A 14,006-nucleotide genomic window follows, 5' to 3' on the forward strand; every position below is an offset into this window, starting at 1 on the left:
GAACATTCTCGAGGCCGAAACAATGAGGGATGATCCTCATGGGCATCGTGCGAACGTGAATGACTTCTGGCTCAAGACTTTCGGCCCAAGCTCTTCACGAATGTCGAGCTCGAGCATTAGGCAGTGGGCGGGCGCTCCCTAGACAGGACTCAAGAAAAGACATGAACTTCAGGATAAAGTCACGCGGCGCAATCAGGCTTTTGGAAATGGTTATTGGATTCGCAGTTGGGTTATTCCTCGGCTGCACAACCATCCATCAAGCGCCCCATGTTTCTCTTGCCGAAACACTGATTGGTAAATCGAAACAGGACCTTCTTGCCTGTGCCGGGAGTCCCCTTCGAGAAATCCCAACAGCCGAGGGAATCGTGCTGAACTACTATGCAGAGGCGCCGATGTTTGAAGAGTCGTTCATGGGCTCTAAAGGGAGCAGATCAGGGAATCATCATGGGTGTTGGGTGAGGATCAGCCTCCGTGAGGATCTGTTCATAGGGGTCGAATACAAGTCCGTCCCGACTCCTGGTATCGCCGACGACCATTGCGACGAGATCTTCAAGACTGTGCGCAATAGCTTTTCAAGGAACCTTGAGCACGCGTAAGTAGCATAGAGCAGGGACCTATTCCTGAATGCCCTTTGGGTGGTGGTGAGCCGATCCGGTCGCCGCTCTTGTGATCGACCGGTCAATGCGAAAGAAGGAGTCGAAGCGGTCCCGGCGAAACGTGTCGTGACTGGTTACTCTGGGGTGCCCGCGTACTGTCCATTCATGATCGCAGTAAGGACCTGCAGCTGGGAAAACTCAACAGGAAGAGGAAGCGTCCCAAAGACGCAAGGAGAGGAATGCGCGACAAGAGGAGGGAAAGAGCAGAAATGTCTTCACAATCAACACCTGGTAGAGAACGAGCAACCTTCCTGCAACCAACGTTGATCAGTAACTTGGAGGAGCGTCGCGCGAGTATCCTCAGACGCGGCCGACGGCTGGAATACTTTACTATCGCCTATAACAGCCTCGAAGGGTTGATATCGGTCGTGCTGGGGCTGATGGCCGGCAGCATCGCCCTAGTCGGGTTCGGCATTGATAGCGTGATCGAGGTCACATCAGGCGCTGCCTTGCTCTGGCGGCTACACGGAGACAAAGACGACGCACAAAGTGAACGCAAGGAAAGAATCACTCTTCAAATCGTGGGTGTCTGCTTTCTGATCCTGGCAGTCTACGTCAGTTATGACGCAGTGACCTCGCTTCTCAATCGAGAAGCGCCCGAAAGAAGCGTTTTGGGCATCATCCTGGCCATCGCTTCCTTGATTGTCATGCCCTTGCTCACCCGCGCGAAACGACAAGTTGCTCGGGAAATCGGCAGCGTGGCGATGACGGCCGATGCGAAGCAGACTGAATTTTGTGTCTACCTCTCAGCGATCCTACTCGGCGGACTCCTGCTGAATGCTTGGGTTGGCTGGTGGTGGGCCGACCCTGTTGCCGCCCTCATCATGGTGCCGATCATCGTAAAGGAAGGAATCGAGACTTTACGGGGCGAAACATGCTGTGAAGACCTATAGGCTGTTGAGACCGCACAGGAGGAAGGGCGAATATTAGCCCAGTGAATTTAACGAGATGACATCATCAAGGCTGACTTGGACAATTTCCCCCAGGATCGCTTTCCAGAATGTTCCTTCGCGTTAATGCAACGCAACCCAATCTGACCCGGATACTTCGCAAGCGAAAGGGGGTGTTCCTCATGGTTTGTGGCGATCCATCATAGACAACCACTTTGTTAAAAGACCTAGAAAAGCCTAAAAGCGGCCTGGCGCGCATCGCCCGCCCTGGCGCGAGAGTTCTAAAGATCTTGAAGGAGTTGTGATACCGAGGGACAGAATCGAACTGTCGACACCAGCCTTGCTTGAGGGGCCACCACCTGATGGCACGTCACGTGTTTTCTTCATAGAACGGACTTTCTTATGTGTTCTTCTGCCTCCTCGGAAGACCTCTTTGTAGGTTGTCATGTTGTTAACTCTTCGACGCGCTTCCTGAGCAGACAAAAAGCCTCGTCAAAGGCCGCCTCGATTTCGGCGTCAGATCCAATCGCTTTGGCCGGATCGGGCGTGCTCCAATGCAGCTTTGTTGGCTTCCTCGGAAATAGCGGACAACTTTCACCAGCGGCCTGATCGCACACCGTAATCACGAGATCAAGGATTGATTCGCAAACAGTCGAGGTAGGTGATTTTATTGTCTACGCTCGATATGAGCGCCTGAAGGTCGGCGAGAAACCCTACCCACCATTCAAGCTAGCTGAAATTGTGGGGGCAAACGAGCGAACCGATGCGAGGATGGGGTTTCACTACGAGGCGTGGGAGAAGCCGTTTCGCATCCAGACTGACCGGTGTGAGGGCCGTTGACCAACTCCCGCCCTCATGTGACAATACCCACCAGGTCTCTAGGAGATCGCGAATGAACGCTGATACGAGAGCTGGGCCGAAACGCTGGATGTCCTGGCCGACCCGGAGGAGATGGAGGCGATTCTGGAGGGTGAGGCCGATGTCCGCGGTGGCAATGTCGTGTCATTCGTAGACGCGTTTAGAGAGCCGCTGAAGAAGAGCTCGAACCCCAAAAAAACCAAAGGCCCGGATAAAGATCCGAGCCTTTGATCCGGCTTGCGCTCTGCGCAACCCCCCGGGCAACACCCCTAAGTCACCACATGCTTTCGCTTGGGTGGCGCGCTCGCGATCACCACTCTGAGAGCCGTTAGTGCGAAATGCGTCTTGTTTTTTATGCCGGTCAGCCCATCACCCATGTGAGCAGCTTACTGTCGACGCTGACGGTGGTCGTCCGGTTTCGCTGGCTCACATGGTGGAGTGTATTATAGGCTGGCAAGAGGCGGGGAGAAAGTAGAGAAGGAAGGAGCTCAATGTACACACTCGAAGGTTTGGAGAACGCGAGAGAAGAGCTTCGTAAATGGGACGACAGATTTGATCGGTACACGGGAAATAACCCAGATAAGTATCAATCAGATATTCGAGCAGCCAGATCAAAGGTCCGACTCATCGAATCCGAACTCAAGCGGACAGGCGCTCTCCCCATGACTGACGAGGAGAAGCTTCATGCTGCACTAGTGGCCTGTAACAGGTAATTGTGTACCGATGCGCCGAGATGGATCACAGTATTTCCACTTCACGATCTTGGGGGCCTTATTGTAGTGGCGGATGTAGCGCATCAGTTTCTTGTCGAGGTCCTTCACGGACGTGAAGACGCCCCGTGCGATCACATCACGCTCGATCTTGGCGAACCAGAGTTCGACCTGGTTCAGCCACGACGAGTAGGTCGGCGTGAAATGCAGATGCACCGTCGAATGGGTCTGCAGAAACTCGGTGACCCGCGTGGTCTTGTGCGCCGAGAGGTTGTCTGCAATCACATGGATCTCCAGGCCCTTGGGTTGATTGGCCACGAGGTCCGTCAGGAACGCGATGAATTGCTCGGAGGTGTGGCGGTCGGCCGTCTTGCCGAGCACCTCGCCCGTTTTGGTATTGAACGCGGCATAGAGGGAAAGCGTGCCGTGCCGGTAATATTCGAAGCCATGCCGTTCCGCCCGTCCCGGCGACAAGGGCAGCACCGGATCCTTGCGGTCCAAGACCTGGATCGCTGTTTTCTCGTCCACACAAAACACCGCTGCATGCTGCGGTGGGTTCAGATAGAGGCCGATGATGTCAGCGGCCTTTTTCTCGAAGTCCGGGTCAGTGGACGCCAGATATCGCTCCAGCCGCTGGGGCTGGAGCCCATGCTTCGCCCAGACTCGTGCGACCCGCATATGGCTGACCCCGAGCTGGGCCGCAAGCTTGCGAGTGCTCCAGTGCGTCGAGCCGTCGGCTGGCGCCCGTCGTGTGGCCTCCAGGATGCGGGCTTCCATCTGAGGAGTGTGCCGCAGGGGAGCTTGCCCGCGATGACGACTATACAGCCCGGCCAACCGCTCAGCGGCAAACCGCTGGCTCCAGGTCGCCACAAAGCCTCGGCTACACCCCACGGCGTGACACACGGCATCCCAGGTCGCCCCCTCAGCCAGGAGCAGAATCACGCGGGCTCGCCGAGCGGTTTCGGCCCGCCCGGTGCGGCTCCTCGCTCGTCTGGTGAGTTCCATTCGTTCCCGTTTCGTCAGGACCATCGTGTTCTCCATGAACACGAGTATAGTCTATAAATGGGTGTTACAGTCCACTAGATATGGCATTCCCAGAAGCGAGGAGCAAAGAGATCGTCGAGTATCAGGGAAAGTACTATCAGCGTCGATACGTTCCACTCGAGAAGAGCCGATCCAGACAGACCGTAACTGACTGGGGGAAGGACTGGGTCGAAGTCACGAATAAATAAAAATGGTGAAGCGAGGAGGTACGTTCGAACAGCGAAGGCGCATGAGACATCTTCCCTTGAGCTCTAAGTGGATCGACGTGCTTGAATCGCGTTCTGACAATCGTGTTTGGTGAGTCGTGAATCCGCCATGCCGTGCAATATACAAAGCGAACGTGTATAGGGCCAGGGGAAGGCGGGAACTGCATAAGATTGCGAGTGGGGGAGTTCAGCGCGGCTTCTTTCGCAGGGCCATTTCCTCTGCGATCAGTTCTGCGGCGCGAGCCGTAATTTTCTGGCGTCTCGCGGGACTGAGCTTCTTGAGGATTTCATCGTGGGTTACTTCGCAGCCATGTTCAACGCGCATCCGCTCAACCTTGAGTGCATGCTCAAGACGTTTACTTCGAACAGATGGGTTGCCCAGGAGATCGAAGATAACCGCGCGAGACCGCGCTGAGAGCGGGAGAACCTTACGACGCTTATTACGCATACGGAAATTTTACCAGCCTAGCAGTCTCGAATCCATCCGTACCGCATGCATCGTGTCCTACAGGCCGCGATCGTGGCGGGGCCGCACCGATCATACGTGTCCATTGGGATGTCGTCTTCTGTGGGATCAAATTGACAAACTGAGCGGGCTTTTTTTCGAGAGGAGCGTCCATAGTTTGTCCTTACCGAGGCGCTTCCCCGTCACGCTTGCGGAGTTCTTGCGCAATTGCGCCCTGCGTTTCAGCGGGGAGCGGGGGGAGGGGATGGTTGAGCGATTCGCGTGATGTCACATCGACGCCGTAGCGAGTGGCAATGTCGTGGTAGACACTTGTCGGGTTGGCATGAAGGAGGCTTTCGGGATCCATCACTGCATGACTCTGGATGAGCCGTGGGCGTCAATCCGGAGTTCATTAGCCTCACTCCTCTGAACCAGGTATCGACTGCGCTCGGCTCTTCTTGCCTTGTCTTATCTTTCCTTCGTTCTGTCTGGCCAGGGAAGCGTACCATCTAATTCTCGACAGTACGGGTCACTATCTTCAGCTTCCTCGCTCGCTGTACTTCCTCTCGCAGACAGAGAATCTTCCTCCAACCAGAGCAACGACAACATTCGATCCCATTCAGGCAGATACCGTGACTCCTCATAGAGGGTTCCCCCTCGAGTCCAGTCTTCAAACCATTCTGTCGGATCAACCTCGCAAGGACCGTCCTGAACAAGCTGGGCTCCTTGCGCTGCCAGCGATGAAGGCGGAACAGGATATCCAGTTTGAACCCAGGCACCCATTTCTCTCAGGGAAGGGGAACGGGTGGCATACCGAACGATTCCGTGTTCAGACAATACAAAGGTGCATGGATTGGCATTCAGAGCCGAAAATCGTGATCCAGTTGCTGTTAGGGAAGCCTTAAACTGTTTCCCCAACGCGATCACTGCATCAAACCCGATTTCAGCATCATTGACGAGTGGCCTGAAATGATCAGCGGGCAATAGGATTTCAGCGGCAAAAATGTCGCAGAGCACTTCGCTTTGGGAACGCTTCGTATAACGTTGTGAGTCACTCTTGCCGGCGTGTTCGTTGGGAAGATCGAGATAAATATGTCCAAGTTCATGACAAATCGTAAAGCGTTGCCGCTCTTCGAGATGCCCCTTGTTCACAATGATGTGCCACTTGCCTTTGATAGGTAGGGAGTGGCCGGACTCGTTATGAGGAATATCCATCTCATCGTGAAGGACGGCGCCAATTGCCTCCACATACAGCTCCATTGAAACAGGAAACATAAGATGGGGAAAGCTCCGTACAAAGCTACGGGCTTTCATAATGACCGAGGACTCATCCACCTTCCATAGTCTCCCTAATCTTACGGATCTGTTCGAGCACTCTTCCCCAGGCTTCCCTTCCTATTGGCCGGCCACGCGATCTCATCCGAGCAGCGGATTCAAAGTCCTCGATAGAAACATTCACGTTTTCCAAAGCATAGTTGAGGAGATCTTCGTCGACAGGCTGCTGTACCAGGAACTTCAAGATTCTTGCTTTGCGTTCTCCCGGTCGCAGAGCCCGTATCAAGCTATCCACGGTGTCATCCGAGGGATCAGCCTTTTCCCCTGTCTCCAGCCGGTGCACATAGGCATGGTCGAGATCGGCTAGTTGACCCAATTGTCGAAACGACAGGCCCTTTTCGGTCCTGAGGCGCCCAAGCAATCCACCAAACCCTATCGGCATAGGTCCCCTTGACAAGAAAATGAGTTGTCGATACAGTGTTGTCCAGCACTATATGTACAGACAACGCACAATCGGACTTTCGTTGTGATGTTCACCTTGCTGAATGAACGATTAAGAACGTTTGTCGCCCTACTGAACAACAAAATGTACTCCACGCCACAAACCAATGCAAGCCGTAGGGGAGTGGAATGGGACCATGCGACCTGCATCAGTGAAAGCGAAGACCGTCAACCGATTCATTAACAAGAAAGGAGAGTTCATGGGGAAAAATGATCGATACGTTGTTAAGCATGAACATGGATGGGCGGTAAAAAAACCGGGCGCTGAACGGGCGAGCAGCATTCACAGCACGCAGCACGAGGCTGAACGATCGGCAAAAAACACCGTTGCAAACCTCGGCGGGGGAGAAGTGAGGATTCAAGGACGCGACGGGCAATGGAGAGATTCAGATACTGTGCCACCCGGCAATGATCCCATGCCGCCGCGCGATCGCAAACACTGAGGCTGCCGTTATGCCCGCGCCATAGCTCCAACATGATCCAGGCGCTATCAAGAAAGGAACACTATGAGCGATCCACATAAGATTCTCTGTTATCCGGTGGGGAATGGCGACACCACGCAAATTATTTTGTCCAACGGTCGACGCATACTGCTCGATTACTCTCACCGGCAAAACGGAGAAGATAGAGAAACGCCAGAGATTGATCTCAAGGGGCGACTACAAGAAGAGCTGAAAAACGCCAGGCGAGATTATTTCGACGTGGTTGCCTTCACCCATGCTGACCGTGACCACATCCAGGGCAGCACAGATTTCTTCGAACTGCAACACGCAGAAAAATACCAGGGTGAAGGCCGCATAAAAATCCGCTGCTTGTGGGTTCCGGCTGCGATGTTGCTGGAAGAGGCCGAAAGAGACCAACAGAGTGAAGAATTTTGTATCCTTCGTCAGGAAGCTCGACACCGGCTCCTTGAGGGCAAGGACATACTCGTGTTCTCCAAGCCGGATGCGCTCAAGGAATGGCTGGAATCAAAACTCAAAGAACGAGGCGAAGCCGCCAATTCACGCGATCATCTCTTTATTGACGCCGGAACCATTGTCCCTGGCTTTGCTCTGGGATACGACGGCGTAGAGTTCTTTTGTCATTCTCCATTCATTAAACACTGTGATGGATTTGACATCGTCAGAAACTCTGCCGCGCTCGTGTTCAATATCCGCTTTCTCATTGATGGGGCAAGTTATGACTATCTCCATGTTGGGGATGCTAAATGGACCGACATGGAAGAGATCGTGAATACCACGTGCTATCACAAGAATGACGATCGGCTCACCTGGGATCTTTACAACATCCCTCATCACTGCAGTTACCTGGCCTTAAGTGACGAGAAAGGTGACAACGAAACCGATCCTAAGCCACTCGTAAAACATCTGCTCTTGCAAGGAAAGAGTGATGCCTACATGGTCAGCTCCAGTAAACCCATTCCCGATCTGAAGGAATCTTATACAGAGATTCAACCTCCACACATTCAAGCCCGTAAGGCATACGAGAGACATCTTAAGGCAGTTGAGGGCCGGAAGTTTCTTGTGACAATGGAAGAACCAAACGCGAGGAAACCCGAACCACTTCTGTTTGAGATCACAAGCGGTGGAGTTACTTGGCGCCCATCAACCTCCATCGGAGCTTCATCCATCTTGACGTCTCGTCCACCGAGAGCCGGATCATGAACGAAGACTACTACACCCTTCCTCATTTCCGTGAGTTGGACGACGAGAACCAGCTTACCATTCCTCGCGCTCAAGCTCTGCTGACTGCGGTAAGGCGGCAACGTGATTATTCTGTCCGACAACTCCTTCAGACGGAGGATGGCGCCTGTGAATGTATCGTTGTTGATGTCGAAACCGATGGGGTACCGAAGAACAATCGGCACGGAATTAGATATAGAGAACGATTAGCTCTGTGCGTGCCCATCAACGCCAAAGAATTGGTCATTGTCCTTGCGCTTCGCAAGGACTTTCCCGCACTCATTCATCAGAATCAGATGCCCCAGAACACACCGAGAAGTCTGTGCCTCTATTTCGAGCCACCCATTTCAGTGGCTCGAACATGGACTCCGCAGACCTTTCTCAGGCGAATTCCATGGTGGCTTGAAAATAGTGCAACGGATCAGCTTCATCCCGCAGACCAGCCCGTAGAACGTCTATTTTTTGTTAGCAGGTATGAGCTAGTGCTGCCTTGGAACCTGGAGCAGCTCCGTACGGACAAAGATCTTCGTTTGATCATTGCACATGGTCCTAAACGTCAAAACGGTGGGGGCACATACTTTCTCGAAGCCATCTCGGCAAATAGCCAAGTCTCAAATGGCTCGATCCGGCCCATCGAATTCACGCTTCCTGCCATTGTACAAGGTCATATCGAAAGTGACCCTACAACGCTAGGAGAACTAGCCGATCTTCTCGAGAGCCGAGAGATTAACTTTCTTCAACTGCTCAAGGATACATCGTCTAAACTGGTTGGGGAAATGGGTATGCCTGAGTTCGCAGATGACGTGCTTTCAGTCATCATCCTTAGCATTCCAGTGAGGCGAGCAGAAGAACGGATAGCAAGAACAATCACGCATAGAGCATTTGTTGTTGGCGTTGGCGCGTTGAAACTTGGCGCTCTTACCGGAGCGCTGTTCTCCCTCGACGTCCACGATGGCAAAAAAAACACGAAAACGTATTTCAATGCAGCCGGAGTCTTGGGTGACACATCGACAGCTGAGTGGCGTGACCAGGAAATTTTACCGATGGAGGTACTGTATCGGAATGACGCCGCTGCGTGCAGGAGACAATCCGGCGTAAGTGATGAAGGTCCTTCCGGAGTATTGATCGGTGCAGGGTCGCTTGGAAGTGCATTGCTTAATCTATGGGGTCGTTCCGGATGGGGACGGTGGACCGCGATTGACAACGACCATATTAAGCCACACAACCTTACCAGACATACAGCCTTTGCCCAGCATGTTGGTCATCCAAAGGCAATGGTCGTCGCGGAACTCCATGAGGCAGCGATGCATGGTGCCAGTAGTATTACTCCTTTGCATGCTGATGCTTGCGATTTTTCTCAGGCTTCTGTGATGAATGCACTGGCTCCCGCCCAATTGGTCATTGATGCATCGACGTCTCTTGACTATCCCCGCGGTGCAAGTCAGATCGACAACATAGGCCGACATATAACTGTATTTGTTACGCCCAACGGCCATGCGGCTGTGTTGCTTGCTGAAGATGAAAAACGGAGTATTCGACTGAGAAGTCTAGAGGCACAGTACTATCGCGCACTAATCCAGGAATCCTGGGGAAAGTCCCACCTTGATGGAATGCACTCCTTTTGGAGCGGTGCGAGCTGTCGAGATATATCCATGGTGATGCCATACTCCAGAATTATGAGCCATGCCGGCATATTAGCAGAACAGATCCCGATGATATCGCTTCGTCCAGAAGCCGTCATTCGGATTTGGCAGCGTGATCCCAATTGGGGATCGGTCGTGGTGCATGACTGCCCAGTAGCACAAGAACACCACTTCCAGTTTGGCGAAACAGATCTGTACCTCGATGAGGCACTAACACAACAACTCCGATCGTGGAGAACTGCTCACATCCCAAATGAGACCGGCGGAGTTCTATTAGGCTACTATGACTTCAACATTTCTGCAGCAATAGTCGTTGCAGCCCTACCGCCGCCCCCGGACAGCACATCGAGTCCTCATTCATTCGAGCGCGGGGTTGAAGGTGCATTGGACGCAGTACAAGAGGCATCGCGCCGAACAGCGGGAATTGTTGGTTATATTGGAGAGTGGCATAGTCATCCACCAAAACACTCGGCGTCGCCGAGCCAGCACGACCTCATTCAGCTCGAGTATCTTGCACGCGGCATGTCGCAAAATGGACTTCCTGCTGTTCAACTGATAGTGGGTGAACAAGACATGCATCTACTTCAGGGCACGATGAGAGAATAATTGTGCCTTCCAGCATTGCACTCGCTCTATCCGGCGGCGGCATCCGAGCAATGGTGTTCCATCTTGGAGTCATACGACTGCTCGCAGAGCGTCACTTGCTCGAGAACGTCGAGCGGATCTCTACGGTATCAGGGGGGAGCTTGCTTGTGGGGCTTATGTTCCAAGCTAACCAGTATCAATGGCCATCCTCAGACTACTTTATTGAAGTGGTGTACCCAACTCTTCGTGAGTCACTGTGCAAAACAAGTTTTCAGTGGGGGGCAGTCAGGCAACTTCTCAACCCTGTAAACGTGCCGTTTCTCCTTTCTCGGGCAAACCTATTGGCGTTAGCGATCAAACAAGAATGGCAGATCGACATCAAGCTATCCGAATTGCCGAGTAAACCCGAATGGTCCATTAATGCGACAACAGCGGAGAATGGAAAACGTTTTCGGTTCAAGCAAAGCGATATTGGAGACTATCAACTCGGCTATGCTCATCCTGGAAACTTTCTTCTTGCGAATGCGATGGCAGTCTCGGCAGCGTTTCCCGGAGGGTTCGGGCCGCTACAGTTGGACGCCACCCGCTTTGAGTGGCAAAAACGAGAGTGGAATGCGCCCAAGGGCACTGAGCAGTCCGTCGATATCGGCTACAAAGTTCTACATCTATACGACGGGGGCATCTATGACAATCTTGGATTGGAACCATTTTTTGATGCAGGACGCAGCAAGGCTAAGCACCCAGGGAACGCGATAATCGTCTCTGACGCTGGACGACCCTTGCCATCCGGCTTCGATTTCCTTGCGCTGAATCCGTTTCGACTTCAGCGTGTCGCCGACATCATGTCAGACCAGTCTCACGCCTTACGTGTTCGGACCTTCTCACGCTATCTCCAGGAAAGTCCCGGACGGGGCGCGTTCATGTACATTGGGACGCCTATCGAAGCCACATTACCTTGCAAGTCAGCGACATACGCCTCAAACTTTCCTACAACATTGCGCCGAATTGATTGGAGGGAGTTTGACTTACTCGCGAACCATGGATATCAGGTCGCCAAACAAGTTGAGCAAGCCTATGGCTTATACGACCACTCAGAAACGAGAGAGAACCGATGAGGCGACCAGGTCGGGCGAAAGGCTGTAATGTATTATCTTGCGCAAGACGAGGTCCAAACAACCAAACTAAGGGCAAGGTGAGCAGTGATTCTCACCGTGTCTTCGACGACATCCGTGATGGACGCATTGTTTCCACCAAACCAGACCGTGGCAGGTACCTTTCTGGGCCCCATCGGCTCCTCATCACGCTTGAGAATAGCCGCCGCTCCGGAATCAACCGGAAGGGTACGTCGCGGCCAACATTGCGCCGCTTTGGCACTGGGACTGAGCTCAAACCAGGCTCGACCGTGCTCACTTGCACAAATCAGCGCGGCGGGACGATCTGTCAGTTGGACTAAACGCATGGCAGTCGCAGTGATACTGGTTTCAAATTGTTCCGCCAACCCTCGAACCGTTTCTAAGGTGAGAGGCTTGTCTTTCAAAAGCGGCTGAAACAAATACTGTGGCAGGAGCAATCCAGCTGCATAGCGATTGGCCACGCTTTCTCTATCACGTCCTTCCCACTGACACATCAGCTGTTCATGATCGCAAACGAGGGCAACTTTGCCGCGATGCTTCATCCAATGGCCCAATTCATGAGCGGCCGAAAATCTCTTTCTTGACGTGGTCGCCCGTTGGTCCACTGTGATAATTGCGCGATTGCCGTGACCGATAATCCGTCCTTCACACCCAACAAGCCGTTCGTAGATCACTGTGGCGCCGCAGTATTGCGCAATGGCTTCGATATCGATGTCACGAGGATCGGTAACGTGTAACGCTTTCAGCAGCGCCTCTGGATCGTCAGCAATCATAATTGGTCGTACAGGAACAAAGAGCCTTATGAGTCCACAGCCATCGCATCACGGAGCGGGAATTCGCCTGACGATCCAATTTGGAGGACATGTGAGATCGCATGGATAAAGCAGGCAGGTCTCATAGTACTGTACACCCGTCGCGACGGCAAGTTAGCCACGTTTTTATGCCTATGTCTCGATTCAGAAGGCGAGGAGCCAGACCAACATTAAGGATCACAAACCTCTAGAACTTCCGATCCCCTGTAACTATCGGAGCGTCGAAGTAAGGTTGGATTGACTGCGGAGGGTTAAAATGCAGTCTGCACCTGATTGCGGTCAAAGGAGGAAGTACCGTGAGAGGCTTTGAGCGACTTCACACATGATTGACGGTGATACTTCGGCGATGGTGCGTCATCAGGGCAGGAAGGGAAAAGACCCTCGCTGCACTCCGATTCTGGACAGCTCGTGACTGTGGTGTCGCACCTCAACACGTTCGCACGGGTTATCTCCTTAGGGTTTCTTGAATTTGAGAAGGCCCAAGACATAAAGCTGCCGCAAGAGGCTGTCGATGTCTGCCGGCGTCATATCGCTCAGTTTGCGATACTGACCGGTTAGCACTGCGGGTTTCAGATAGTGATGGTGCGCCAGACAGGCCTTGAGGAGCTGCAACTTATCTTTCATCGAAGTCGGCAATGACAGGCGGTCACGTTTTAGTGAGGTCACCTCTTTTTGGTACGTCTGGCGGGATTCAGCCAGTGCGTGGTGAGCAGACTCTCCGAGCGCCTCTGCGAACACTCTTGTCGCGCGCTGACCAAACTGTTGTGGGTCCAAGCCACTTCCCCGAATTTCTTCGTCCAATTCTTCTTCTGAGAGGTTCATAATTGCTTCGGCCTCTAAATCGAGCAGGCGCTCATATTGAGACCAAACGTCGTTAGCTTTAGTTTTTGATTTCATAACAGTCCTTCCAAGTTGCGTTTCCTAATCTTACTCGTGGCGCGTACTATCTGCATATTGTATACGGCGTATTGCGGTTTTGTGATTTTTAGCCGCTGGCAGATTTCCGGACCGCTTAAGCCCTCAATTTGAAGCTGAAATACTTTCTCTCCCATGGAGTGTTGGCCTAGAAGAGCTGCCATGTGACACTTAATCTTGTCCAGAGCGATCTCGCGTCGCTTCAATTCCAACTCTTCTTCCGGATTTGGAAGGGCAGAGCGAAAGTCGTCTGCGGTCTTCGCCCTCACCTCGTTGTCGATATCTTCTTCATCTTTGGAATTGAGCGAGGAGACAAGGATTGGCTCCTGATACCGTTGACTATTGTGATGCTGCGCATGGTTACTCACTTCTGATCTGATTACCCAGCGCAGATGATCGCGCATCGAGTATTTTTTGTTCCAGGGCCGCGATCCTGCGAGTGTCGCCTCGATGGCTTCGTGCACGAAGTCTTCATCCTCCCGCCCTCCTGCCAATACGCCGATGCGAGCCACAAGCTGCCTTGCTAGCCACATTAAGCTCTTGCGTTCCTCTAGGCTTAGTGCCTCGATGGCGCGTCGGATTTCATCCTGAGTCGCTACCATAATTGACTTCGATCCAGAACTCGAAACTGCTGGCTCAAATATTTGTCTA

At 52.9% G+C, this 14,006-nt stretch carries 12 protein-coding genes and 1 pseudogene; 6 read left to right on the plus strand and 7 right to left on the minus strand.

Annotated features, from left to right (window positions below):
* Positions 1-161: 161 nt before the first annotated feature.
* Together GDA65_15995 and GDA65_16000 are read left to right on the plus strand one after the other, a co-directional pair.
* Positions 162-596, plus strand: a complete 435-nt coding sequence (locus tag GDA65_15995; protein ID MBA5864196.1) for a hypothetical protein — start codon at positions 162-164, stop codon at positions 594-596.
* Between the two features lie 269 nt (positions 597-865).
* On the plus strand, positions 866-1,549 hold the full coding sequence (locus tag GDA65_16000) for a hypothetical protein (protein ID MBA5864197.1): 684 nt from the start codon (positions 866-868) through the stop codon (positions 1,547-1,549).
* Positions 1,550-1,989: 440 nt separating this feature from the next.
* On the opposite strand, the pseudogene GDA65_16005 reads toward GDA65_16000, so the two are convergent.
* The 4 genes and pseudogenes from GDA65_16005 to GDA65_16020 all read right to left on the minus strand — a co-directional run bounded on the left by GDA65_16005 (position 1,990) and on the right by GDA65_16020 (position 6,526).
* A pseudogene (locus GDA65_16005) lies at positions 1,990-2,178 on the minus strand (arsenate reductase ArsC).
* A 918-nt stretch (positions 2,179-3,096) separates the two neighbouring features.
* Positions 3,097-4,143: an IS630 family transposase gene (locus GDA65_16010; protein ID MBA5864198.1), complete on the minus strand. Its 1,047-nt coding sequence runs from the start codon at positions 4,141-4,143 to the stop codon at positions 3,097-3,099.
* A gap of 1,134 nt (positions 4,144-5,277) precedes the next feature.
* Positions 5,278-6,123: an ImmA/IrrE family metallo-endopeptidase gene (locus tag GDA65_16015; protein MBA5864199.1), complete on the minus strand. Its 846-nt coding sequence runs from the start codon at positions 6,121-6,123 to the stop codon at positions 5,278-5,280.
* 13 nt (positions 6,124-6,136) lie between these two features.
* Positions 6,137-6,526, minus strand: coding sequence for a helix-turn-helix domain-containing protein (locus GDA65_16020; GenBank protein MBA5864200.1), 390 nt, complete (start codon positions 6,524-6,526; stop codon positions 6,137-6,139).
* Between the two features lie 259 nt (positions 6,527-6,785).
* Here GDA65_16020 and GDA65_16025 point away from each other — a divergent pair, with 259 nt between their 5' ends.
* From GDA65_16025 to GDA65_16040, 4 genes are all read left to right on the plus strand, one after another.
* Complete coding sequence (locus GDA65_16025; protein MBA5864201.1) at positions 6,786-7,028, plus strand: DUF2188 domain-containing protein; 243 nt, start codon at positions 6,786-6,788, stop codon at positions 7,026-7,028.
* A gap of 63 nt (positions 7,029-7,091) precedes the next feature.
* Positions 7,092-8,249 carry a hypothetical protein gene (locus tag GDA65_16030; protein ID MBA5864202.1) on the plus strand — a complete coding sequence of 386 codons (1,158 nt, stop codon included), beginning with the start codon at positions 7,092-7,094 and terminating at the stop codon, positions 8,247-8,249.
* Positions 8,246-10,516 carry a hypothetical protein gene (locus GDA65_16035; protein ID MBA5864203.1) on the plus strand — a complete coding sequence of 757 codons (2,271 nt, stop codon included), beginning with the start codon at positions 8,246-8,248 and terminating at the stop codon, positions 10,514-10,516. Before GDA65_16030 ends, GDA65_16035 begins: the two co-directional genes overlap by 4 nt.
* 50 nt (positions 10,517-10,566) lie before the next feature.
* Positions 10,567-11,610 carry a patatin-like phospholipase family protein gene (locus GDA65_16040; protein ID MBA5864204.1) on the plus strand — a complete coding sequence of 348 codons (1,044 nt, stop codon included), beginning with the start codon at positions 10,567-10,569 and terminating at the stop codon, positions 11,608-11,610.
* Positions 11,611-11,642: 32 nt separating this feature from the next.
* On the opposite strand, the gene GDA65_16045 is transcribed toward GDA65_16040, so the two are convergent.
* The 3 genes from GDA65_16045 to GDA65_16055 form a co-directional block, all read right to left on the minus strand.
* Entirely contained in the window at positions 11,643-12,401 is a 759-nt protein-coding gene (locus GDA65_16045) for an ImmA/IrrE family metallo-endopeptidase (GenBank protein MBA5864205.1), read from the minus strand.
* A 492-nt stretch (positions 12,402-12,893) separates the two neighbouring features.
* Positions 12,894-13,337: a hypothetical protein gene (locus tag GDA65_16050; GenBank protein MBA5864206.1), complete on the minus strand. Its 444-nt coding sequence runs from the start codon at positions 13,335-13,337 to the stop codon at positions 12,894-12,896.
* Positions 13,334-13,957 (minus strand): hypothetical protein, encoded by a 624-nt coding sequence (locus GDA65_16055; GenBank protein MBA5864207.1) that lies wholly within the window; start codon positions 13,955-13,957, stop codon positions 13,334-13,336. The genes GDA65_16050 and GDA65_16055 overlap by 4 nt, the downstream gene beginning before the upstream one ends.
* Positions 13,958-14,006 lie beyond the last annotated feature (49 nt).

Source organism: Nitrospira sp. CR1.1, from assembly GCA_014055465.1.
GTDB lineage: Bacteria > Nitrospirota > Nitrospiria > Nitrospirales > Nitrospiraceae > Nitrospira_A.

Bases quoted from the DNA above. Each gene is read 5' to 3' on its own strand.
- GDA65_15995 (MBA5864196.1), top strand. From the start codon at position 162: ATGAACTTCAGGATAAAGTCACGCGGCGCAATCAGGCTTTTGGAAATG.
- GDA65_16000 (MBA5864197.1), top strand. From the start codon at position 866: ATGTCTTCACAATCAACACCTGGTAGAGAACGAGCAACCTTCCTGCAA.
- GDA65_16010 (MBA5864198.1), bottom strand. From the start codon at position 4,143: ATGGTCCTGACGAAACGGGAACGAATGGAACTCACCAGACGAGCGAGG.
- GDA65_16015 (MBA5864199.1), bottom strand. From the start codon at position 6,123: ATGAAAGCCCGTAGCTTTGTACGGAGCTTTCCCCATCTTATGTTTCCT.
- GDA65_16020 (MBA5864200.1), bottom strand. From the start codon at position 6,526: ATGCCGATAGGGTTTGGTGGATTGCTTGGGCGCCTCAGGACCGAAAAG.
- GDA65_16025 (MBA5864201.1), top strand. From the start codon at position 6,786: ATGGGGAAAAATGATCGATACGTTGTTAAGCATGAACATGGATGGGCG.
- GDA65_16030 (MBA5864202.1), top strand. From the start codon at position 7,092: ATGAGCGATCCACATAAGATTCTCTGTTATCCGGTGGGGAATGGCGAC.
- GDA65_16035 (MBA5864203.1), top strand. From the start codon at position 8,246: ATGAACGAAGACTACTACACCCTTCCTCATTTCCGTGAGTTGGACGAC.
- GDA65_16040 (MBA5864204.1), top strand. From the start codon at position 10,567: ATGGTGTTCCATCTTGGAGTCATACGACTGCTCGCAGAGCGTCACTTG.
- GDA65_16045 (MBA5864205.1), bottom strand. From the start codon at position 12,401: ATGATTGCTGACGATCCAGAGGCGCTGCTGAAAGCGTTACACGTTACC.
- GDA65_16050 (MBA5864206.1), bottom strand. From the start codon at position 13,337: ATGAAATCAAAAACTAAAGCTAACGACGTTTGGTCTCAATATGAGCGC.
- GDA65_16055 (MBA5864207.1), bottom strand. From the start codon at position 13,957: ATGGTAGCGACTCAGGATGAAATCCGACGCGCCATCGAGGCACTAAGC.